This is a genomic window from Rhodoferax sp. LS1R11, from assembly GCF_056521395.1.
Genome location: NZ_JBWMAW010000004.1, coordinates 154,736 through 175,260, shown reverse-complemented (window position 1 = coordinate 175,260; position 20,525 = coordinate 154,736). Strand labels below are relative to the sequence as shown.

Below are 20,525 nucleotides of genomic sequence, written 5' to 3'. Positions count from 1 at the left end.
CGGGTTCAGACCGGGCCAAGCCCGTCTGCGGACAACTTCAAGATGCGGTCGGCCCGGGAGGCTGCGGCTTGTGAGTGGGTGACGAGCACCATGGAGGCCCCATGGTCGCGGGTTTGCGCAATCAGCGCATCCATGACCTTGGCCGAGGTCGTCGGGTCGAGGTTGCCAGTGGGCTCGTCGGCCAGCAGCAGGGTGGGACGGTGAATGAGCGCACGCGCAATCGCCACGCGCTGGAGTTGCCCGCCGCTCAGTTGCTGCGGCAGGCGCTGGCCCAGGCCCGCCAGCCCCACCGCTTCCAGCATGGTTTGCACACGGGCATCATCGTGCTGGCCCAGCAGCATCAGGGGCAGGGCTATGTTTTGTGCCACGTCCAGGTGCGGCAGCACGTGAAAGGCCTGGAACACAAAGCCCGTTTTTTCGCGGCGCATGCGGGCCAGGCTGTCGTCATTGAGTTGCCCCAGGTCCAACCCGTCCAGCACAACCGTGCCGCTGTCCCAAGCGTCGAGTCCGGCCATGCAGTTGAGTAACGTGGACTTGCCCACGCCAGATTCGCCCACGATGGCCACAAACTCACCCGGCGCCACGGTCAGTGACACATGGTTGAACACCGGCACCTCGCCGTAGTGTTTGCTCAAATCAGTGACGACCAGGCTCACGGGCTGCTTTCGAGAAAAGCCTGGGCGGCGGTTAAGACCTGCGCCAGCGCGTTGGGGTCATCGCTGGCCACCACCTGGCGCTGGGGCATGGAGCGCAGCCAGGTGATCTGGCGTTTGGCCAGCTGGCGCGTGGCAAATATGCCTTTGTCGCGCAGTTCGTTCATGGGCCACTGCCCGTCAAGCGCTTCCCAAGCCTGGCGGTAGCCGACGCAGCGCATGGCGGGCAAATCGGCATGCAGGTCGCCGCGTGCGCGCAGCGTTTTGACCTCATCCAGAAAGCCGCTGGCCAGCATGGTGTCAAAGCGCTGGGCAATGCGTTCATGCAGCCAGGCCCGGTCCTGCGGTTCCAGGGAAATCAACAGGGTGTCATCGCCACTTGTTTTTTGGTCTTTTTGGCCTGTAGCCCCCGTACTCTGTGCGGGAGTAGCTATCATTTTTGTAGTGTGAAAAGAAGACAGCGGCTGCCCTGAAATCCTGAAAACTTCCAGCGCACGCTGAACCCGCTGCGAATCCGCCGGGTTCAGGCGGGCGGCGGTGACCGGGTCAACCAGCGCCAGCGCGGCGTGCATGGCCGGCCAGCCCAAGTGGCGCGCTTCTTCCTCCAGCACGGCGCGAACGGCGGGGTCGGCCTTGGGCATGGCGTCCAGCCCACTGGCCAGCGCCTTGAAATACAACATGGTGCCGCCCACCAGCAAGGGTAGCTTGCCGCGGGTGGTGATGTCCGCCATGAGGGCGCGGGCATCGGCCACAAACTCGGCGGCGCTGTAGGCCTGCAAGGGGTCGCGGATGTCAATCAGGTGGTGCGGCACCGAGGACAGTTCAGCTGCGGTGGGTTTGGCCGTGCCAATGTCCATGCCGCGGTACACCAATGCGGAGTCCACACTGATGATTTCCACCGGAAAGCGCTGCGCAATGGCCAGCGCGGCGGCTGTTTTGCCCGAGGCTGTCGGTCCGGCCAGTGACAGGTAGCGAAAGGTGTTGTGCCCCACGGCGGCGTGGTTCTCAGTGTTCACTGCTGGCGCCAAACTTTTGAACCAGTGTCCAGGCCGACAGGGCAAGCAGTGCGCTCCAGAACCAGATGCCAAGCACCAGGGGAAGCACCGTGCCGTCCATGTTGTTACCCAGCCAGCCGCCCATCGCGAAGGCGGTGACCATCATCAAAAAACCGTTCAAGGCCGAGGCGGCACCTGCTGATTGGGGGAAGGGGCCGACGGATCCGCTTTGCCCGCACGGCTGGTGAATGCCATGCGCCAGCATGTACAGCGATTGCGGCAGCATGATGGCCCAGGGGCTGTGCAGCCCCGCCAGCGCCAGAACTCCCATGGCTGTGCCACCCGCCAGCGACAGCCCACCCGCCAGTGCCACGGCGCGGCGAACGCCGAAGCGCGGCAGCAGGCGCCGGCACAAAAAAGTGCCCAAAATATAGAAAAACGAGTTCGCCAGCATCACCAGGCCATACTGTGTTTTGCTCAGGCCGAGCACCTTGATAAATACAAAGGAGGATGTGGCCAGAAAAGTGAACAGGCCGCCGTAGGATGCTGCCGACAGGGCGGAAAACGCCAGAAAAGTGGGGTTGCTCAAGATGCGCCACCAGGTGCCGACCAGCGTCGCAGGTTCAAGCGCCCGCAGGTTCTTTTGAGGCACGGTCTCGACAAAGCGCAGTGCCACCATCACCAGGCTCACCGCACCGAAGACGGCCGGTGCCATCAGGGCGGCGCGCCAGCTGTACAGGTCCGACAGCAGCCCGCCCAGTGGCGCACTGATGCAGGCAATCACGCCCAAACCGCTTAAGCCCTTGGACATGACGCGTGCCCCCTGCACCGGGGTGTACAGGTCACGCACGACGGCCCGCGCGCACATGACGCCTGCGCCCATGGCGGCACCTTGCACAGCGCGCCAGAAAATCAGCGTGTCCATGGTGGGGGCCAGTGTGCTTGCCACCGACGCGAGCACATAGGCCGACATGCCCACCAGCAGGATGGGGCGTCGGCCAAAGCGGTCTGACAGCGGTCCCCAGATGAGCTGCGACAGGCCAAAGGCCAGGAGCAAGGCGGTCAGCGTCAGCTGGGCTTGTGCCATGGGCGCGCCAAAGCCTTCGGTCAACGCGGGCAGGGCGGGCAGGTACAGGTCGGTGGTGATGGGCTGCAAGCCAAGCAGCAGGGACAGGATCAGGACAGTCAGGCCGGGCTGCATGGTGCGGATGGGGGGAGAAAGGACATCCGTCCGAGGTTATCAGATCAACACCGACGAACCCCCGGGAGTTGACAAGTCGCAAGAGGGGTTTGATCTATACGGGGCGCGTAGTCTCCTGTAAGATTTTCTTCGTACATTTGTCATTTAATCAGGTTCATGATGATCTATCTCTGCGTCCGTCGTTGCTGAGCCCAAGCGCATGGATAACTCCACCGAGGCATCATCGCAAAAAAAGCTACAGATCAGTTACCAACTGCTTTTTGAGAAAAATCCATTGCCGATGTGGGTTTATGACGTTCAGACCCTGAGCATGCTGGCCGTCAACGAGGCGGCATTGGCGCTGTACGGGTATGACAAGAATGAGTTTGTTGGCCTGACCCTGTTGGACCTCTACCATGAAGACCACGTCGAGCAGGTTCAGGCGCATGTCAAGCAGCCTTTGGGGGTACAACCTGAACTCAGCCTTTGGCAGCATATGAACCGCGAGGGGGTGCCCATTGAAGTCGAGACGGTGACGCAGGACATCCGCTTCGAAGGGGTTCACGCCCGCCTGGTGCGCGTGACGGACAGAACCGAGCAGCATCGGGCCGAGCAGTCCTTGTGTGACCTGACCCTTCGCCTCACGACCACACTGGAGAGCATCAGCGATGCCTTCTTCACGCTCGACCTGGACTACCGTTTTACTTACGTCAACACCCGCGCTGAAGAGCTCTTGCGCCATCCAAGAGAGGCCCTGTTGGGGTGCAATATCTGGGAGGTTTTTCCGCAGGCGCTGGGAACAGCCTTTCAGACGGAAGCTGAGCGTGCGATGACGCAGGAGCACACGGCCAGTTTTGAGGGGTTTTACGCGCCTTTTGGCAGCTGGCTGGCCGTAGACGTCTATCCATCGGTGCAGGGTCTTGCGGTCTATTTTCGTGATGTGACCGAACGGCATGAGGCCAATCAGCGCCTGCTGGAGGAGCAGGAGACTCTGTCCGCCGTGGTCAACACCACCACCGATGCCGTCATCAGCGTTGATCATGACGGCCGGATCAAGATGTTCAACCCGGGGGCTGAACGAATTTTTCGCCGCAGCCGCGAGAGCATGCTGGGCCAGAGCGTGGAGTTGCTGCTGCCCGAGCGCTTTCGCGCCGTTCATCAGGGTCAGCGCCATGTGTTTGCGCAAACCGGTGTTTCCCGCCGGATGATGGGGCTGGGTATGGTCAAGGGCCTGCGGTCGGATGGTTTGGAGGTCGATCTGGAGGTCACGATTTCTCAGGTCACGATTCGTCAAAAAAAGCTGATGATTGCCAATTTACGCGATGTTTCTGCGCGAGTGCGGGCCGACGCTGCCTTTCAGGAGTCGCGAGCGCGGCTGTCTGACCTGACGCAAAGGCTGATGACACAGGAGCGGATACTGGTGAAGCGGCTGGCCCAGTCGCTGCATGACCAGCTGGGCCAGACCCTCGCGGCCATTCGCATGGCCCATGAAACACTGGCTGACTTGCAACCCAAGGAAACATCGTCAGTCTATGACCGTTTGCAAGGGCAAATAGGCACGCTTATTGGTCAAGCCATACGCCAGGTTCGCCAGGTCCTGATGGATTTGCGCCCGCCCTTGCTGGAAGAACAGGGCCTGGCCGCTGCGCTTGATAACGAGCTTCGCAACCGCTCCCTGGCGCAGCCGGGGATTGATATTTCCATTCATGTGCTGCCAGCGGTGGCCTTGCTGCGCTGGCCAACGGAGGTTGAATACGCTGCCTTCATGGTGGCCCGCGAGGCTGTGGAAAACACGTTTCGCCACTCGGGCGCCGCGATGGTCTCGGTCCGGTTGGGCGGCAACGCATCGTCCTTGCAACTGGACGTTGCGGATGATGGTGCCGGCATGGCAACCGACAAGCCGATTCATACCGGTCATCTGGGCATCCTCGGTATGCATGAGCGGGCGCAGGCCATTGGCGCGACTGTGACAGTCAGTCCCGGTGATGCCAAAGGCACCCGCGTGAGCTTTCGCTGGAAGTCCTCGCCATGACCCGCTTGTACCTGGTGGATGACCACCAGCTCATGCGCGAGGGCTTGCGTGCGTTGCTTGAAGCCAAAGGTCACCAGGTGGTTGGCGAGTCAGCCGACCCTATGCAGGCACTGTTTGAGTTGCAGCGTCTGAATCCGGAGGTCTTGCTGCTGGACTTGAATTTGGGCGGGCGCTCCGGGTTTGAGTTGCTGGCGGAACTGCAGCGCCGCCAGTTGCCAACCCGTAGCGTGGTGCTGACCATGTCGGCTCAGCCCCGCCACGTGGCGGAGGCGCTGCGCATGGGCGCAAGTGCCTATGTGCTTAAAGGCTCTGCCGGCAGTGACCTCATGAGCGCGATTGCCTCGGCGGTGCAGGGCAAGAAATACCTCGGGGCTGAAGTGGCCGATCTGGCGATGCAGGTTTTTACCCAGGAAGACGATGCAGACCCGTTGAACACTTTGTCGCCACGTGAGCGCCAGATCATCACCATGGTGGTTACCGGACAGTCCAGTGCCGAGATCGGGCTGGAGCTTCACTTGTCGCCCAAAACTGTGGCCACTTACCGCAGCCGGCTGATGGCCAAGTTGGGCGTCAGTGATGTGCCCGGCCTGGTTCGCATGGCCATTCGCCTCAAGCTGATTGACGCTGAAGCGCCGTGACTCCATAAGTTCCGCCAGTCGCTGCGTTTGCGCTTGATGTCAGCGTTGGACTACCCGAGTTGTTGATATCTCCCTACAGACGGAACTTGATGCAAATCATAAAGTTGCACCCGAGGAATGACCCAAACGCCACTCCGGGCGAGGCATCCAAAAAGGGGAGAAAAACATGTTGAACGTCCAAACCGTACCGAGTACGAGCCGCTGGCAGCCCTTGCCCAAGCCGTCTGCACTGAAGCTGGAGAGCGACGAGCGCTGGTCAAGTTTTCAGGAAGTTCTGGATTTGTTGCAGTTTGATGGCCATGTGCACGAAACCGACAACACCAGCCTGTTCCGGCGGCGTCGCCTGAAGGTCGGCCAGTCCGCTTTGCGTATGGGGCAGCCGTTTGAAGGGCTTTACATCGTGCGCTTGGGGGCTTTGAAAACATCCATGACGCACCTGGATGGTGCAGAGCATGTATTGACCTTCCCCATGAAGGGTGATCTTTTGGGCTTTGACGGTATTTGCAAAAACAAATACCTGAGCGAAGTGGTCGCTCTGACCGATTGCGATTTGATCAAGATTCCATCAGAAGAATTGTTTTCGCCCGGCCGAGGTTGCAACGACATTGAACGCATGGCTTACTGGGCCATCAGCCGCGAAATCGTGCAGGAGCAAACTGCCTACGCCTTGTCTCATTCCGCGAAGTCCGAGGCGCGGGTGGCGCGGTTTCTGCGCATTCAGTCAGAGCGTTTCAATGCCATGGGTTATTCGCCCAACCGGTTTACGCTGCCCATGACGCGGCGTGACATTGGCAATCACCTCAACGTGACCCTGGAGACCGTCAGCCGTGCGTTTTCGTCTCTGGATCATCTTGGGATTATTGCGGTGGAGCGGCGCGAAATCAGAATTCTCGATATGGATGCATTGCGCAAGTTTGAGAGCTAGCGGTCATGGCCACTGGCAATGTGGTTCCGATCCAGCGGGTTAATCCCAAATTTGACAGCATTCTTGCGCCAACGGATGGGTCTGCGTTGTCCATTGCGGCGGCACTCAAAGCGGTGGAGTTGGCCAAACGCCTGGTTGCCCGGTTGGTGGCCTTTCATTCGATTCCTCTCTACCAGTACCCGGTCTACTTGGGAGGCATTCCCTTTGAATATCCGTCCGAGGCGGACTACGAAGCCCAATGCCGGGCCATTGCCGAACGTTATCTGGGTGTGATTGCCAAGGTGGCAGAGGCGCAAGGGGTGAGTGTCAGCACCAGAATCGAATTCAACTCTGCGCCTTCCCAGGCGATTGTTGATGCGGCGAAGCGCGAAAACTGCGGGTTTATCTTCATGGGTTCGCATGGTCGCAGTGGCTTGTCCAGGGTCTTTCTGGGCAGCGTGGCCCTCAAAACACTCACACTGGCCTCCATCCCGGTCATGGTTGATCGCTCAACGCCTGACGAAATTACGCATGCGGAAGGCCTGATGCGACATAACGCTATTGAACCTTGAGACATATCCCCATTTACACGGCAAGCTGCAAAAGTTACAGTCAAAGTAGCAGTGCTTTTCGTATAAAAATTGCATGTGGGGATTGATTGGAAAAAAATAATACAGGTGTTGGAGACACGCCTTTTCCAGTGGTCGGAATTGGTGCTTCTGCGGGTGGGCTGCAAGCGTTGCAGCAGTTTTTGTCACATGTACCTACCAAAAGTGGCATGGCCTATGTGATAGTTCAGCATCTGGACCCTCACCGGCACGGCATGCTGGTTGAGTTGCTGCAGCTTCATACGCCCATGCCGGTCGTTGAAGTTCGTGACCAGATGCGGGTCGAGCCAGACCATGTGTATGTCATACCACCAGGCCAGGACCTGTCTTTGTTGCACGGGGCGCTGCATCTGCTGGCGCTTCCCGAACCACGTGCTTTACGCCTGCCAATTGATTTCTTTTTCAAATCCCTTGCTGATGATCGTCAGCAGGACAGCATAGGCGTCATTCTCTCCGGCATGGGATCGGATGGAACACTGGGTTTGCGTGCCATCCGGCAAGCCGCCGGTGCCTGTTTTGTCCAGTCGCCCGCTTCGGCGCAGTTTGACGGCATGCCACGCAGCGCCATCCATGCGGGTGTGGCGGATGTGATTGCGAATGCCCACGAATTGCCGGGCAAGATTCTGGCTTACATCGGCCGGGTTCAGCTTCAGGACGCCACTGAAAGCAAGGCCGAGGTCGATCACAAAGACAATGGCATGTTGGACAAGGTGATTGTCTTGCTGCGCCTGCAGACGGGCCATGACTTTTCTCTGTATAAAAAAAGCACCATTGCTCGGCGTATTGAGCTGCGCATGGGTTTGCATCAATTGGCTCGACTCACGGACTATCTGCGCTATTTGCGCGAAAGTCCCCAAGAGTCGGCGTTGCTGTTTGGTGAAATGTTAATTGGTGTTACGAGCTTTTTTCGCGACCCCGCCGTGTGGGATCAACTCAAGACCGAAGTCATGCCGGCATTGCTGGCGGCTTACCCCGACGGGGGTGTGCTACGCGCTTGGGTTCCAGGTTGCTCCACCGGGGAGGAGGCGGGCTGCTACAGGGTATGCAATGAAATTCGTGAAATGGTGATTTTTGCCGAGCAAAACATCATTGCGGACCCCCCCTTTACCAAGCTCGATTTGTTGAGCTGCCGCAACCTGTTGATTTATCTGGAGTCGGAGTTGCAGTCCAAATTGCAGCAGCTTTTTCATTGCAGCCTGAACCCCAACGGTGTGTTGATACTGGGCAGCGCCGAGTCGACTGGCTCAGCAACCCATTTGTTTTCGTCGCTGGCAGGCAAGACTCGGATTTACCGCCGGCTGGATGCAGCCGTGCGTGTTTTGCCGGTAGGCTTTCCATTGGCCTTTGCCAACTCGCACACGAGATATACAGAGGGTGTGGTGACCGGTCAGGGCGGTTTGTTGCCCCCGCCAGCCAATCTTCAATTGCTGGTTGAAAAACTGGTTTTACAGCGCTATGCACCTGCCGCCGTTCTGGTCACGGACCAGGGCGACATGCTTTTCTTCAGCGGAAAGACGGGCAAGTATCTGGAACCCGCCTCGGGCAAGCCCAGTCTGAATTTGTTCGCCATGGCGCGCGACGGGCTCAACCAGGCTTTGAGCGAGGCTTTCCATCAGGCCATGCTGCAAAAAAATGTCGTCACCCTCAAAAAAATAAAGATCAGCAGCCATGGCCCTGCGCAATACGTGGATGTCGTGGTGCAGCCTCTGGAAGAGCCCGCCGGGCTGCGTGGAATGGCGCTGATTGTTTTTCACGATGTTGTACCGCCGCGGCGCAGGAGGTTGAACGGTGACTCTGAGAGCGCGACGGAAGAGAGCGCCCGGCTGGAAGTCGCGATCAGAGAATTGCAACAGTCTCGCGAGGAGTCCAAGTCGGTTCGCGAAGAGATGCAGACGATCAACCATGAGTTGCAAGCCAAGGTGGCAGAGCTGTCGCGTGCCAGCGACGACATGCGCAACCTGCTTGATAGCACCGAGATTTCGACCTTGTTTCTGGACACTGCGCTGAATGTGCAACGCTTCACGACGCAGATGACGCGCATCATCAAGCTCATTCCGGTAGACACCGGGCGTCCGATCACCGACATCGTGACCGACCTTCTTTACCCTGAGATGGTGGACGACGCCAGGGAGGTCTTGCGTACACTGGTCTTTCACGAGACAGACGTGCCTACCACCGATGGGCGTTGGTTCAAAGTCCGGATCATGCCGTATCGAACGCAGGAAAACCGGATTGACGGCCTTGTTATCACCTTCTCGGATATCTCTGTCAGCAAGAAGCTCGAAGCCGAATTGAGAGCCGCCAAAGATGTGCTTCAGGTGTTGGCGGATCAATCAAAATCCGAGGGCGCCAGCCATGGGTTACCGTAAAAATCCGGTCGATGCTGAGGAATTACGCCGGCTGGCACAGGCGAGGTTGAGTGGTCACAAAATCAGCGCCACGGCTGCCTTGACACTCCTTGACGTTCAGCAGCTGTTTGAAGAGTTGGAAATTCATCAAATTGAATTGGAACTGCAAAACGAGCACTTGAATCTGGCCAGGGCCCAGCTCGAGCTTGCGTTGGGCCAAAGCAGTGAACTGTATGACTTTGCACCTGTGGGTATTGTGTCGCTGGACCCGGCAGGCACCATCACCAAACTGAATCTTGCAGGTGCGAGTTTGCTTGGTGAGGAGCGCGCGAGGTTATTGGGGTGCCAATTTGGCTTCTTCGTATCTAACGCAGAGCGTTCTGTGTTCAACGAGTTGTTGAGCAATGCCCAAAAAACCAGGGACCTTCAGGGTGGCGAGGTTTCAATTTCGAGAAACGGGACTCTTGCGATTTTTGTGCAAATCTGGGTGGTCATGCTGCCTGAGGACGAAGGCTGGCAAGTGGTCCTGGTGGATATCACTCAACGCAAGCAGGTGGAAGAAAAGTTGAGATTAAGCGCAGAGCGCTGGAAGCTGGCTCTGGAAGCTGCAGGTGATGGGGTTTGGGACTGGAATTTGTTGAATGGCGAGATGGTGTTTTCAAGACGATTCGAGGAACTCTACGGTTATTCCAGGCATGAATACGGGAACCACCTGGAGCATTTGATGGAGCGTGTCTATTCAGATGACAAGCCACCGCTGATGGCGATGATTCAAGCCTACATGAATGGAAAGGCAGCCAGCTGCATTCAGGAGTTTCGGGCGAAGTGCAAAGACGGCAGCTGGAAATGGATTTTGTGCCGTGGCGCCATCGTCAGTCGCGACGATGAAGGCAAACCCGTGCGCATGATTGGTACGCATGTTGATATCACGAGCAGGAAACGGATAGAAGAAGAATTGCGGGTGTCTGTTCGATTCCAGGAGGCTTTGTTTGATTCTCTATCGGCCCAAACTGCTGTATTGGATCGGCATGGAACGGTACTTCAAACCAACGCGGCTTGGCAAAAGTACGCCGTGGAAAATGAATTTCTGGATAAGACAGGATTCATCGGGGGCAACTATCTGAAAATTTTGGAGCGTCTGACCGGCAACGATCAGAATACGGTGCAGGCTGCTGCAGAGGGAATGGCGTCGGTGGCAAGCAGCGAAGCTTCCAGCTTTCAGTTGCCGCAGCCCTTCTTTTCTCCGTTGGACAAGCGTTGGTTCCTGATGAAAGTTACCTCGGTGCATGACATGGCTGAACGCCTCGTCGTGAGCCATGAGGATGTCACCAAGCTCAAAGCAGCTGAACTTGCCAGCATGATCCTCGCCAACACGGACACATTGACGGGTGCTCTGGGACGGCGCCATTTCCTGAATTTGGCTGAGCAGGAGTTGACGCGATCAATCCGTTACGAATTGCCGCTCATGGTGTTGATGCTGGACCTTGACCATTTCAAACTCATCAATGACAAATACGGTCATGCGGCGGGTGACGCTGTTTTGCAGGCATTTGTACAGACGGTGACTAGCGTCTTGCGGGAGTCCGATTTCATTGGTCGCCTGGGGGGGGAGGAGTTTGCTGTTTTGTTACCCAACACCACGCTGGAAGGGGGCAGTGCCCTGACACACCGAATTATCGAGAATGTGCGCGCCTTGCCTGTGCAGGTGGGACAAGATCAGGTGAGATATACGGTCAGCATCGGGGCGGGATGTTTGTCCGGGGAGACCACTTTCTCGGCTTTGCTGGGACTGGCAGATGCGGCGTTGTACCGGGCCAAAAAAAATGGGCGCAACCGTCTTGAGATTGGCCTGCAGTAAGCACCCGGTTCCAAACCATTGTTCGGCAGCGGCGCTTTGATTTCTCGGGCAAGAATGTCTCGATTTTGAAGGCGTCAGCATGCGTCGGGGTGCCGCATGGGCCTGACTCGTTGAATGACGATGATGGATCATGTGAGGCGCGCAAGTTCGGCGTTCCTTGCCAAGTTTGACAAATCGCAAGCGCCTCGGACGGCACAAGTCTGAATATTGTTTCAGCGCGTGTGCCCTTTGCCAGCAGACATCCGGACGATGGAGACCCTATGTTTTTCGAAAAACGGTTTTTGAAAGTCTTTGATCAATTTCGTGACCAATGCGTCATTCCACTGCGGATCGAACTTTGGAACGGACGGCAGTTTGACCTTGGCAGCGATCCCAGCGTGACGGTGAGAATCCCGAATTCGTCTGCACTGCGCTATTTCATTTCTCCAAACCTCAACACCTTGGGGGAGGCCTTTGTGGAGGGGCATATCCATGTAGAGGGGTCATCAAAAAACGTTTTCAAGGTTGCGCAGGACTTGGCCCGAAACATGCCCGCCAAGGTCTCAAGGTCGACGCGTTGGCCTGGTGGCCGTAGTCAAGTACGAGACCGAAAGGCGGTTCAATATCACTATGACCTGGACAATGATTTTTATTCCCTGTTCCTGGACGAAAGCATGGTTTATTCCTGTGGCTACTATCGCGATGAAAAGGACACGCTCGATGCTGCGCAGATGCAAAAGATTGACCATATTCTGAACAAGCTTCAACTCAAAGAGGGGGATAAGCTTCTTGATATTGGGTGTGGTTGGGGCGCGCTGATCACCCGGGCTGTTCAGAAATATGGTGTGCTGGCCACCGGAATCACGCTCTCTGAAAATCAGTTTCAATTCACGCGCAGGAAAATTGAGGCGCTGAACCTGGCAGGGCAGTGCAAGGTACTTCTGTGCGATTACCGTGACCTGAGAGAGACCGGCTCCTACGACAAAATAGCCAGCGTTGGCATGTTTGAGCATGTTGGCCTGAATAACCTGTCGGCTTATTTCGGGGCTGTGCACAGGCTCTTGAAAAATGATGGCATGGTGCTTAACCACGGCATCACGACCAGTGATGTGGAGAGCCGCTGGATGGCGTTGGGCGCGGGCGAATTCATTGACCGTTACGTATTTCCGTACGGAGAATTGCCGCACGTGTCACTGGCTTTAAAGGAGATGGCCGGTGCGGGGCTGGAAGTGCTGGATGTGGAGTCTTTACGCAGGCACTATGCGCTCACTTGCGAGGCTTGGTCTGACAAGCTTGAGTCAAATCGGGAAGCGGCCGCCTCGATGGTGGGTGAACGACGGTACCGAATCTGGCAGATTTATCTTGCTGGTTGTGCTTTTGGGTTCGCCCAGGGGTGGATGAATCTTTACCAGGTGCTTTGCAGCAAGTCTGAGTACACGGCATTGCTGCAACAGCCGTTGACACGTGAATACATGTACAACGCCTGATTTTAAAAAAGGCCATAGGCGAATGTCAAACGCAAAGCGTATAGTCTTCATTGCTAATGGTGGATTCGGATTCCAAGGAGGAACATGATGCGCAATGTGCCTACGACACCTGTTGAGAAAGATTCGGCGACTGAGGATGACGTGCTGTCCGACAGCCGAATGGATCAGATCATGGCGCGGCCTGACGGGTATTACTGGCAGGTCCCTGATGGTCGGCAAGAGTTTGGACCCTTCGATACCGTGGATTTGGCCCTGGCTGACATGGAGGCTTTCGATGACGAAGAAGAGGTCGGCCCCGGCGAAACCCTGCAAGAGGCGGAGGACGAAATCGGCATCTCGGACTGGATAGACCCTGAAACCGGAGAGCCTGCCGAAGGCCAGTCGCGCCCCCGATTCGGGCAGGATTGAGTGGTCACTAGCGAGTACCTAATGGCACCAGCAAGGCATCTTTGAGTGTGGCCTGTGAGTTGATTGATTTCAGCAGACTCAAGCTGTTCACGCTGGCATTGATGACCGTCAAGGTCTGAATGTTCTGCTCGCTCAAGCTGTTTTGCACGACCAGTGCCCCCGAAGGCAACTGCGACTTGATGGCGGGGTCGATGGTGTTGCCAAGACCGTTTTGCACGATGCCAGACTCGGAAATCGCGGCACTGGCCAGTCGGGCCTGATCTGGCGTTATTCTTGTCACGTCGGGCAGGTTGAAGCTGGTTTGATTGACCACATCACCGTTGATTGTGACGCTCCTGATGATGCCAAATGAGACGGTGAGGCCTTGTCCTGTATCGAAGCCACCACGCAAGCTATCCAGTTGTTCGTCGCTCACAGCAGTCCAGTCGTATGACCAGGAGGGTGGATTGGTCACAAGCCCTGGCCCGTCGGCATGGCAAGCATGGTAGGCCAATAGCAGGACGCACACACCGATCGGTTTGAATGAAGGCGGATTCATGATGTTTGATCCGTTAAAAATCACCTGGTCCAAATTTTCCCAATGTCACGGTGCCCAGACCCTCAAGGTTGACTCCTGAAGTTAACGGTGCGCGTGGTGCAACCTGCCAGTCGGCGGCCATGTTGAACCTGGCCTGGGCCTGCTTGTTATGAATGACAAAAAGAAGTTTGTTCACCCAATTTGACTCAAAGGACTCTTGCGATACAGCGCGTGTGCCAGAGGACGGATCACCCACTAAAACGCGCCCGTCGCGCATTCCCTTGATCACCACAAAATGGTGGTATCCATTGTCCGCAATCAGGACAATGGCGGGCAAACCTGATTCCAGCAGTTTGACCAAAGGCAGTTCGAACCCGTCCGCTTGAAATTGGTGTTCGCCCAGATAGGTTTTCATGTCCAGCAATGAAAAACCTTCACGGCGAATTTTCTCCTGATCACCGCGTGCAAACATTTCTTCAAAAACGGCTTGCTCTGTCACAGGGTAGTTGTAGTGGTGCGTGAGCAATGTTGCCACTGCCGCGGAGCCACAACTGAAGTCGTATTGCTGACGTGTCGTTGCATTGAAGCGTGCTTCTTTGAGGCTGGTAATTTTGACCGTGTACCTTGCGCCGCCAATGCCCGAGAGTTCGACCGTATCAGCCTGCGCGCTTGCGCTCACCGCCAACAAGCCAGCCAGAACCAGTAAGGGTAGGGTCCTCATGGCTTATTGCATCTGAAGGTTGACGATGGTGGCGTTTTGAATCAAAACGTTGGAGCCTGAGTTTTGAATAACGGTTGGAAAACCCGCTGAATTGGTGAATGCGCCATCGGTGATGTAGTTGCTGCCGGACATGACATTGGATGCAGCGTTGTTGGCCACTGTTCCACTCAACTGCATGTCGTTTTTGACCAGATCAAAGCCACCACGGTAGCTCTTGAGTTCTGTGCTGGCCATCGGTGTGCCCAGTCCGGATACGGGCGTTAAAAGCTCCTGCTCCATGGGAATGTCCATCACGCTTTCCGCTATTTGCGGTCGATCGTCCAGCGCAGCGCCAACCACCAGCGAGGTCCCGGACGTACCAACCGCCAGCGCCACGATGACTCTCAAAAGTTTGATATTGGATTGCATACGGTACTCCATTGAACTGCTGGTCATCGGGTGAGATGTGAATGACCCGATGACCAGCCCGTCTGCTTATTTACCCAGGCTCAGGTTGGACTGAACATTGACGCTTTGTTGTACCAGCGCGTTCAAACCACTGTTTTGAGCCGCAATCATGATGCCGGCCGCAGACTGCCCAACACTGGTCATCACGTTGGACATGTTGAAGGTGCCTGCGTTCAGGTTCAGGTTGCCACCGGCACCGCCTGCGCCCCCGTTACCCACACCACCGGTGCCCACGCCGCCAGCGACGGTGCCACCATCGCCACCAGAGCCGCCTGTGTTACCGCCACCACCGGCGCCACCAGAACCGCCAGCACCTGCTGTAGAGTTACCGTTGGTCGCACTGCCATTGGTGGCGTCGCCGCTGCCTGCACTGCCACCCGCACCGGCTGTGCCGCCGTTGTTGGTCGCTGTGCCGCTGGCACCGCCATTGCCGCCCGCTGCGCCCGCTGCGCCTGCGCCGCCCGTGCTATTGCCCGCTGCCCCGACCGCACCTGTACCGCCCGTACCGCTGGAGGCTGCCGCACCCGCGCCACCTGCGCCGCTCGAAGCTGCCGCGCCCGAACCGGCTGCACCACTGGAGGCTGCCGCACCGGCGCCACCTGCGCCGCTCGAAGCTGCCGCGCCCGAACCGGCTGTACCACTGGTGGCTGCCGCACCTGAACCGGCGGTCCCGCTGGCGCCATTTCCACCGGCTGCACCGGCTGCGCCTGTGTTCGTGCCCGCTGCACCGGCTGCACCCGCTGCACCGGCTGCACCGGAGCCCCCTGCGCCGCTTCCACCTGCGCCGGCAGTTGCTGTCCCGCTGCCGGTGTTGGCACTGCTGGCGCCGCCGGTAGAGCTGCTGGTGCCGCCCGCTGTGCTGCCGCCGCCACCTGTTCCTGCATTGCCATCGGCAGAGTTACCGCCGCCGCTGGCCGTGCCGCCAGCGCCTGCTGGCAGTGGGCCGGTTCCGCCATTGGCGTTACCACCGTTGGCGCCGGTTTGTGATCCACCCTGGCTACCACCGGCTGCGCTGAGTGAGCCGCCATTGGTGCCCGAGTTTCCGGCATTGGAGTTGGATCCGCCGCCACTGGCCGTCGAGCCCGCGCCGCCGCCCGTGCTTGTACCGCTTGCGGCACCGCTGCCACCCAAACCGCCATTGCCACCCAAGCCGCCAGTGGCGTTGCCTGTGCCGCCACCGTTGCCGCCCGTGCCGGCCGTGGCCGCGCCGGTACTTCCACCCAGGCCACCGGTGGCGCTACCGCTGGAGGCACCTGAGCCGCCAGAGGTGCTGCCGCTTGCGGCGCCCATGCCGCCCGTGGTGCTGCCACTGGTGCCACCCATGCCACCCGTTGTGTTGCCGCTGGCGGCGCCCATGCCGCCCGTTGTGCTGCCACTGGCACCACCATTGCCTCCTGCGCCGCCGCTCGCTGCACCCGCCACACCACCCGCGCCACCTGAACCGCCTGCAGCACCTGCACCGGCCATGCTGTGCGCTTCAGCTGCATTGCCGCCCGCACCGCCCATGCCAGAGGTGTTGGAGCCATTGGAGGCACTTCCATTGGACACACTGCCATTGCTTGCACTGCCGCCCACGCCGCCCATGGCGCCCGCGCCGCCAGTGGCCGTTGCCCCGGCGCCACCCTGGCCGGTTGCACTGCCACCCGTGCCTGCACCACCCTGACCGACCGCACCGACGGCACCATTGGCATTGCCGCTGTTGCTTACCGTGTTGCCAATGCCGCTAACAGTGTTGCCTGAGACCGTGCCATTGAGGCTACTGGTCGCATTCGCTGTGTTGTTGTTGTAGGCGTTGGACGCATTGGCATTGGCTGTCCCCCCATTGTTGGCCGCCGCTGAACCAGTTGCCGTCGCATCGGCATTGCCGCTGGACTTGTTGTTGTTCTGGTCTGCGTTGTTGACACTCTTGTTGGAGTTCTGGTCGGTGTTGTTGGTGTTGACGCTCTTGTTGGCGTTCTGATCCGTGTTGTTGGTATTGACACTCTTGTTGTTGTTCAAGTCAGCATTGTTCGTCGACTTGTTGTTGTTTTGATCCGCGTTATTGACGCTCTTGTTGGAGTTTTGGTCCGTGTTATCCGTGTTTGAGCTTTTGTTGTTGTTCTGATCCGCATTGTTGGTGCTGCTGTTGTTGCCCGTGTTTTGATTCGCGGAGGAGTACTCGTTCGCCGAAGCGCCCGTGGTGGCAGACTGATCCGAATTCGCGGTGGCAGTCTGGGTGTTGGTGCCCGCCACATCGGCGTTGTTGTTGTTTGTTGTATCTGCCATCGCCTGACCCGCGATACCAAAAGCAACTGCGACAGCCGATGCCAAAATTGTCTTTTTCATGTTAGCTCCTTGAGAAATTACCAATTGAGATTTGCATGGCTCGGCGCACGTACGACGCCAATCCACCGGATACATGGCAAATTTGATGCCAGCACCCAATTGCCATTTTTCAAGTGCTTGATAAATAAGGAGAATTTTGTTTCTTTGTTGTTGAAAATAGAATAATTTCAGGTCTTTCCCGGACAAGAATTGCCCGATCCCGTTCACACATGTCACATCTTCGTTACAGGTCTTTTTCAATGTGACCTGTAACTGTTTGCGATTGCGCAAAAACGACGAAATTTCACCGTTGATTTCAATAGAGGGCGGGCCACATCGAGTCCGTTGGTCGTGTCTTTTGGGTGTCTCATTGTTGTGACACTCGGCCTGTTTTTTTTCAGGCGTGCGCACGCAGCCACGGCAAGCTCCGCAGGCAAGTCACTTCAGGCGGGAAATTGAACGCAACGAGGGACTCAATGCCCGGGGAAACTCACGAGCTGATGCCGTGTTTCTCCATCAGCCGATACAGCGTCATGCGGGATACGCCGAGATCGCGGGCGGCGCGGGTGACATTGCTTCCGCTGCCTTGCAGACAAACGTGAATGGCATCGCGTTCGGCGCGAATGCGGGCTTCTTCCAGGGCTTCACCGTTACGTGGGGGCGCTGGTTTTTCCAGGTCCAGGTCTTCGGGGGTAATCAGGCGGCCCTCAGACATCACCATCGCCCGGCGGATGCGATTGATGAGCTCACGAACATTGCCAGGCCAGTTATGCGCCTTGATCGCAAGCAGGGCCCGAGTGCTGAAGCCTGTGAGTCGGGGACTCTTGTCGTGCACGAAAACTTTGAAAAAGTGGGCAGCCAACAGTTCCAGGTCTTCCTTTCTTTCCCGCAAGGCAGGAACCGACAACGGGAGCACGTTGAGCCGGTAGAGCAGATCTCCGCGAAACTGCCCCATCTTCACGGCTTCTTCAAGAAACATATGAGAGGCCGCAATGACCCGCACATCCACTTTGATGTTCTGCGAAGAGCCCACCCGGCTGATGGTGCCTTCCTGCAGAAAGCGCAACAGGTTGGCTTGAAGTTCAAGCGGCAAGTCGCCAATCTCATCCAGAAAGAGAGTCCCGCCTGCCGCAGATTCGATCAACCCCTTTTTTTCTTTGGCGGCGCCTGTGAATGCACCCCGCTCGTAACCAAAGAGTTCTGACTGAATCAGGCTGGCCGGAATGGCGCCGCAATTCACCGCAATGAAAGGTCCATTCGCCCTGGTCGAATGGTTGTGTATGGCATGTGCTGTCAACTCTTTGCCACTGCCGCTTTCTCCCCAGATGAGAACGGGGGCATTGGCATGTGCAACCTTGGCGATTTGCTTTCGCAGGTTTTGGATGGCGACACTTTGACCGACCAATGCCATGTCCCGCTTGCCTGCTGTCTGCACATCAGGGCGTTTGCTTAACTCGGCATAACCGAAAGCATGGCCCAGCGTATGGTTGATGCGAAAGGGGTCAATAGGCCACGTGTGGAAGTCAAAGAGGTGTTGAACAATCAGCGTTCGACAGGCCGGGCGCTGGATGGCATCGGCAGGCAGCACCGCAACCCATTGGGTCGATTGGTAGGCTTCAAGCAATGCGTCTATGGCGCCGATCTCGGCATCACCGCTACTGTCAATCAACAGCAATCCAACGTGAAAGGGCTGATGGTTCAGCTCTCTGCGCGCGGCCTGAAGGTCATGAACGGTGCAAACATCCCAGGATGTTTGCAGCATGGACGGCGCGCCCATGGGCGAGAGATCGCCCAGCGAGACGCTCAAGAGCTTTCGAAGCGGCATCTGCAATTCCTTTGATCTTCCCTGACTATTTTTCGGATCCAACAGCTGAAAGTTTCAGATCTTCGGGCGCTGTCTGTATGACCCGGCTCGAAGCGTAGCGGCCCCCCAATTTTTTGCCTTGACATTTGTCACTTCCCAGGCTTTGCGCGTCGAACGGCACTGAACTTCCTTCTTGATTTTTGTCAACATGGCCATGGAGTTCATCTTCAACACTCATTCCGTGGGAGTGAGACTTTTTGATCGAGCAGTCAATCGGAGAATTGAGTCATGGCCAATGTGAAGTTACCCGCGGTTCGTGTGGTGAGTTGCGCAGTCTTGTTGTTCCTGGGTGGGATGGCGCATGCCCAGTCTCTTGTGGTCCCGAGTCAAGGGCTGGAGGCGCGCCTGGATGCGTTGACGCAAGAGTTGACCGAGCAAAAAAGGCTGCTCGTGCAATTGCAGTCGATGCAAAAGCAATTTGCTGAACAACGTGCGTTGATTGAAGCGCTTGAGCGGCAGGTGGCGCAGCAACAAACGGTCCTCAGTGAGTTGCGCGGCACGGTGGCATGGGATGTCCTGGCTATGCAGCGCGGCGCTGGCAAGGTGGGTGACCCGGAGCAAGTGGCCCAGGCCCCGGTAAAAGACCCTGCACCGGTGGGGCAGTCGCCCGGGTCTGATGGACGTCCGCCTGAGGTCGCACCTATTTTTGAGCAACCCGGTGTGTTGACGCAGCCTAATCACTATGTGCTTGAGCCCTCGGTGCAATACGGCTATTCGTCCAGCAACCGGGTGGCGCTGGTGGGCTACACCATCATTCCGGCCCTGTTGATTGGCTTGATTGATGTGCGTGAGATCAAACGCAACACGATGACGGCCGCCCTGTCGGCCCGCTTTGGTATTACCAACCGGCTTGAGCTGGAGGTTCGGGCGCCCTATGTGTACAGAACGGATGCGTCTGTGAGCCGCGAGCTGTTTGTTGGTTCGTCTGCCGAGGGGGTTTTCTCCACCAATGGCATGCACATGGGCGATATCGAGTTTGGTGCCCGTTACCAGTTGAACGATGGCGGTATTGACAAGGCCTTTTACATCGGCTCGTTGCGGCTGAAAACCAGAACCGGCAAGGATCCCTTTGAGGTCGTGACCGATTGCTCGCCCCGCTGCGTGGGCACCAATGTCACCGGCACGGGCCTGCCGCTTGATTTGCCAACCGGCTCCGGCTTCTATTCGGCCCAAGTGGGATTGACGGTGTTGTACCCGTCGGATCCTGCCGTGTTTTTTGGCGGTATCACGTATACGCACACCTTTGCACGTGACAACGTGAGCCGCATGGTGCGAGATGGTGGCTCCGAGTTCCTGGGCACAGTGGCCCCGGGCGACACGGTGGGCTTCAATTTCGGGATGGGCCTGGCCTTGAATGAAAAGGCATCGTTCAGCGTGGGGTATGACCACAGTTCGGTGGGCCGCACCCGTTTGAATGGGGCGGTGACGGCCGGCTCGGTGCGCACCCAGTTGGCGACCCTGCTCCTGGGCTACTCTTACCGCCTGAGCAAGAAGACCACCTTGAACGTGTCAGTGGGTGCGGGCCTCACGCGTGATACGCCCGATGTTTCGCTGACTGTGCGCCTTCCCATGACGTTTTGAC

At 57.7% G+C, this 20,525-nt stretch carries 17 protein-coding genes; 9 read left to right on the top strand and 8 right to left on the bottom strand.

All coding sequences use genetic code 11. The features are described from left to right. Nucleotides 1-5 precede the first annotated feature (5 nt). The 3 genes from AC097N_RS07455 to AC097N_RS07445 are packed head-to-tail and all read right to left on the bottom strand — an operon-like array spanning nt 6 to nt 2,849. Nucleotides 6-656: an ABC transporter ATP-binding protein gene (locus AC097N_RS07455; protein WP_479580262.1), complete on the bottom strand. Its 651-nt coding sequence runs from the start codon at nt 654-656 to the stop codon at nt 6-8. Further along, nucleotides 653-1,669, bottom strand: coding sequence for a tRNA (adenosine(37)-N6)-dimethylallyltransferase MiaA (gene miaA / locus AC097N_RS07450; protein ID WP_479580261.1), 1,017 nt, complete (start codon nt 1,667-1,669; stop codon nt 653-655). The genes AC097N_RS07455 and miaA overlap by 4 nt, the downstream gene beginning before the upstream one ends. Continuing rightward, nucleotides 1,659-2,849 (bottom strand): multidrug effflux MFS transporter, encoded by a 1,191-nt coding sequence (locus tag AC097N_RS07445; RefSeq protein ID WP_479580260.1) that lies wholly within the window; start codon nt 2,847-2,849, stop codon nt 1,659-1,661. Before AC097N_RS07445 ends, miaA begins: the two co-directional genes overlap by 11 nt. A 199-nt stretch (nt 2,850-3,048) precedes the next feature. Between AC097N_RS07445 and AC097N_RS07440 the strand changes: the two genes are divergently transcribed. The 8 genes from AC097N_RS07440 (at nt 3,049) to AC097N_RS07405 (ending at nt 13,090) form a co-directional block, all read left to right on the top strand. Beyond that, nucleotides 3,049-4,860 (top strand): PAS domain-containing sensor histidine kinase, encoded by a 1,812-nt coding sequence (locus AC097N_RS07440; RefSeq protein WP_479580259.1) that lies wholly within the window; start codon nt 3,049-3,051, stop codon nt 4,858-4,860. Then, nucleotides 4,857-5,498 carry a response regulator gene (locus AC097N_RS07435; protein ID WP_479580258.1) on the top strand — a complete coding sequence of 214 codons (642 nt, stop codon included), beginning with the start codon at nt 4,857-4,859 and terminating at the stop codon, nt 5,496-5,498. Before AC097N_RS07440 ends, AC097N_RS07435 begins: the two co-directional genes overlap by 4 nt. Nucleotides 5,499-5,664: 166 nt before the next feature. Further along, nucleotides 5,665-6,423, top strand: a complete 759-nt coding sequence (locus tag AC097N_RS07430) for a Crp/Fnr family transcriptional regulator (RefSeq protein ID WP_479580257.1) — start codon at nt 5,665-5,667, stop codon at nt 6,421-6,423. A 5-nt stretch (nt 6,424-6,428) separates the two neighbouring features. Further along, nucleotides 6,429-6,974 carry a universal stress protein gene (locus tag AC097N_RS07425; protein ID WP_479580256.1) on the top strand — a complete coding sequence of 182 codons (546 nt, stop codon included), beginning with the start codon at nt 6,429-6,431 and terminating at the stop codon, nt 6,972-6,974. A gap of 128 nt (nt 6,975-7,102) precedes the next feature. Next, a complete protein-coding gene (locus tag AC097N_RS07420) occupies nt 7,103-9,379 on the top strand; it encodes a chemotaxis protein CheB (RefSeq protein ID WP_479580382.1) in 2,277 nt (758 codons plus the stop codon). Further along, nucleotides 9,366-11,216 (top strand): sensor domain-containing diguanylate cyclase, encoded by a 1,851-nt coding sequence (locus AC097N_RS07415; protein ID WP_479580255.1) that lies wholly within the window; start codon nt 9,366-9,368, stop codon nt 11,214-11,216. Before AC097N_RS07420 ends, AC097N_RS07415 begins: the two co-directional genes overlap by 14 nt. 260 nt (nt 11,217-11,476) lie before the next feature. Beyond that, entirely contained in the window at nt 11,477-12,682 is a 1,206-nt protein-coding gene (locus AC097N_RS07410) for a class I SAM-dependent methyltransferase (RefSeq protein ID WP_479580254.1), read from the top strand. An 87-nt stretch (nt 12,683-12,769) separates the two neighbouring features. Further along, nucleotides 12,770-13,090, top strand: a complete 321-nt coding sequence (locus AC097N_RS07405; RefSeq protein WP_479580253.1) for a hypothetical protein — start codon at nt 12,770-12,772, stop codon at nt 13,088-13,090. Nucleotides 13,091-13,097: 7 nt separating this feature from the next. On the opposite strand, the gene AC097N_RS07400 is transcribed toward AC097N_RS07405, so the two are convergent. From AC097N_RS07400 to AC097N_RS07380, 5 genes are all read right to left on the bottom strand, one after another. Beyond that, on the bottom strand, nt 13,098-13,628 hold the full coding sequence (locus AC097N_RS07400) for a hypothetical protein (protein ID WP_479580252.1): 531 nt from the start codon (nt 13,626-13,628) through the stop codon (nt 13,098-13,100). A gap of 13 nt (nt 13,629-13,641) precedes the next feature. Then, nucleotides 13,642-14,328, bottom strand: a complete 687-nt coding sequence (locus AC097N_RS07395; RefSeq protein WP_479580251.1) for a C39 family peptidase — start codon at nt 14,326-14,328, stop codon at nt 13,642-13,644. Nucleotides 14,329-14,331: 3 nt separating this feature from the next. Then, the gene (locus AC097N_RS07390) at nt 14,332-14,736 is read right to left on the bottom strand and encodes a hypothetical protein (RefSeq protein WP_479580250.1); all 405 of its coding nucleotides are present in this window, start codon (nt 14,734-14,736) and stop codon (nt 14,332-14,334) included. Between the two features lie 66 nt (nt 14,737-14,802). Beyond that, a complete protein-coding gene (locus AC097N_RS07385) occupies nt 14,803-17,100 on the bottom strand; it encodes a hypothetical protein (protein ID WP_479580249.1) in 2,298 nt (765 codons plus the stop codon). Nucleotides 17,101-17,569: 469 nt separating this feature from the next. Next, the gene (locus AC097N_RS07380; protein ID WP_479580248.1) at nt 17,570-18,904 is read right to left on the bottom strand and encodes a sigma-54 dependent transcriptional regulator; all 1,335 of its coding nucleotides are present in this window, start codon (nt 18,902-18,904) and stop codon (nt 17,570-17,572) included. 267 nt (nt 18,905-19,171) lie between these two features. Between AC097N_RS07380 and AC097N_RS07375 the strand changes: the two genes are divergently transcribed. Then, a complete protein-coding gene (locus tag AC097N_RS07375; RefSeq protein WP_479580247.1) occupies nt 19,172-20,524 on the top strand; it encodes a coiled-coil domain-containing protein in 1,353 nt (450 codons plus the stop codon). The last annotated feature ends 1 nt before the right edge of the window (nt 20,525 follow it).

Excerpts from the sequence above, each read along its gene's own strand:
- AC097N_RS07445 (WP_479580260.1), bottom strand. The coding sequence starts at position 2,849 with ATGCAGCCCGGCCTGACTGTCCTGATCCTGTCCCTGCTGCTTGGCTTG.
- AC097N_RS07440 (WP_479580259.1), top strand. The coding sequence starts at position 3,049 with ATGGATAACTCCACCGAGGCATCATCGCAAAAAAAGCTACAGATCAGT.
- AC097N_RS07435 (WP_479580258.1), top strand. The coding sequence starts at position 4,857 with ATGACCCGCTTGTACCTGGTGGATGACCACCAGCTCATGCGCGAGGGC.
- AC097N_RS07430 (WP_479580257.1), top strand. The coding sequence starts at position 5,665 with ATGTTGAACGTCCAAACCGTACCGAGTACGAGCCGCTGGCAGCCCTTG.
- AC097N_RS07425 (WP_479580256.1), top strand. The coding sequence starts at position 6,429 with ATGGCCACTGGCAATGTGGTTCCGATCCAGCGGGTTAATCCCAAATTT.
- AC097N_RS07415 (WP_479580255.1), top strand. The coding sequence starts at position 9,366 with ATGGGTTACCGTAAAAATCCGGTCGATGCTGAGGAATTACGCCGGCTG.
- AC097N_RS07410 (WP_479580254.1), top strand. The coding sequence starts at position 11,477 with ATGTTTTTCGAAAAACGGTTTTTGAAAGTCTTTGATCAATTTCGTGAC.
- AC097N_RS07405 (WP_479580253.1), top strand. The coding sequence starts at position 12,770 with ATGCGCAATGTGCCTACGACACCTGTTGAGAAAGATTCGGCGACTGAG.
- AC097N_RS07400 (WP_479580252.1), bottom strand. The coding sequence starts at position 13,628 with ATGAATCCGCCTTCATTCAAACCGATCGGTGTGTGCGTCCTGCTATTG.
- AC097N_RS07395 (WP_479580251.1), bottom strand. The coding sequence starts at position 14,328 with ATGAGGACCCTACCCTTACTGGTTCTGGCTGGCTTGTTGGCGGTGAGC.
- AC097N_RS07390 (WP_479580250.1), bottom strand. The coding sequence starts at position 14,736 with ATGCAATCCAATATCAAACTTTTGAGAGTCATCGTGGCGCTGGCGGTT.
- AC097N_RS07385 (WP_479580249.1), bottom strand. The coding sequence starts at position 17,100 with ATGAAAAAGACAATTTTGGCATCGGCTGTCGCAGTTGCTTTTGGTATC.
- AC097N_RS07380 (WP_479580248.1), bottom strand. The coding sequence starts at position 18,904 with ATGCCGCTTCGAAAGCTCTTGAGCGTCTCGCTGGGCGATCTCTCGCCC.
- AC097N_RS07375 (WP_479580247.1), top strand. The coding sequence starts at position 19,172 with ATGGCCAATGTGAAGTTACCCGCGGTTCGTGTGGTGAGTTGCGCAGTC.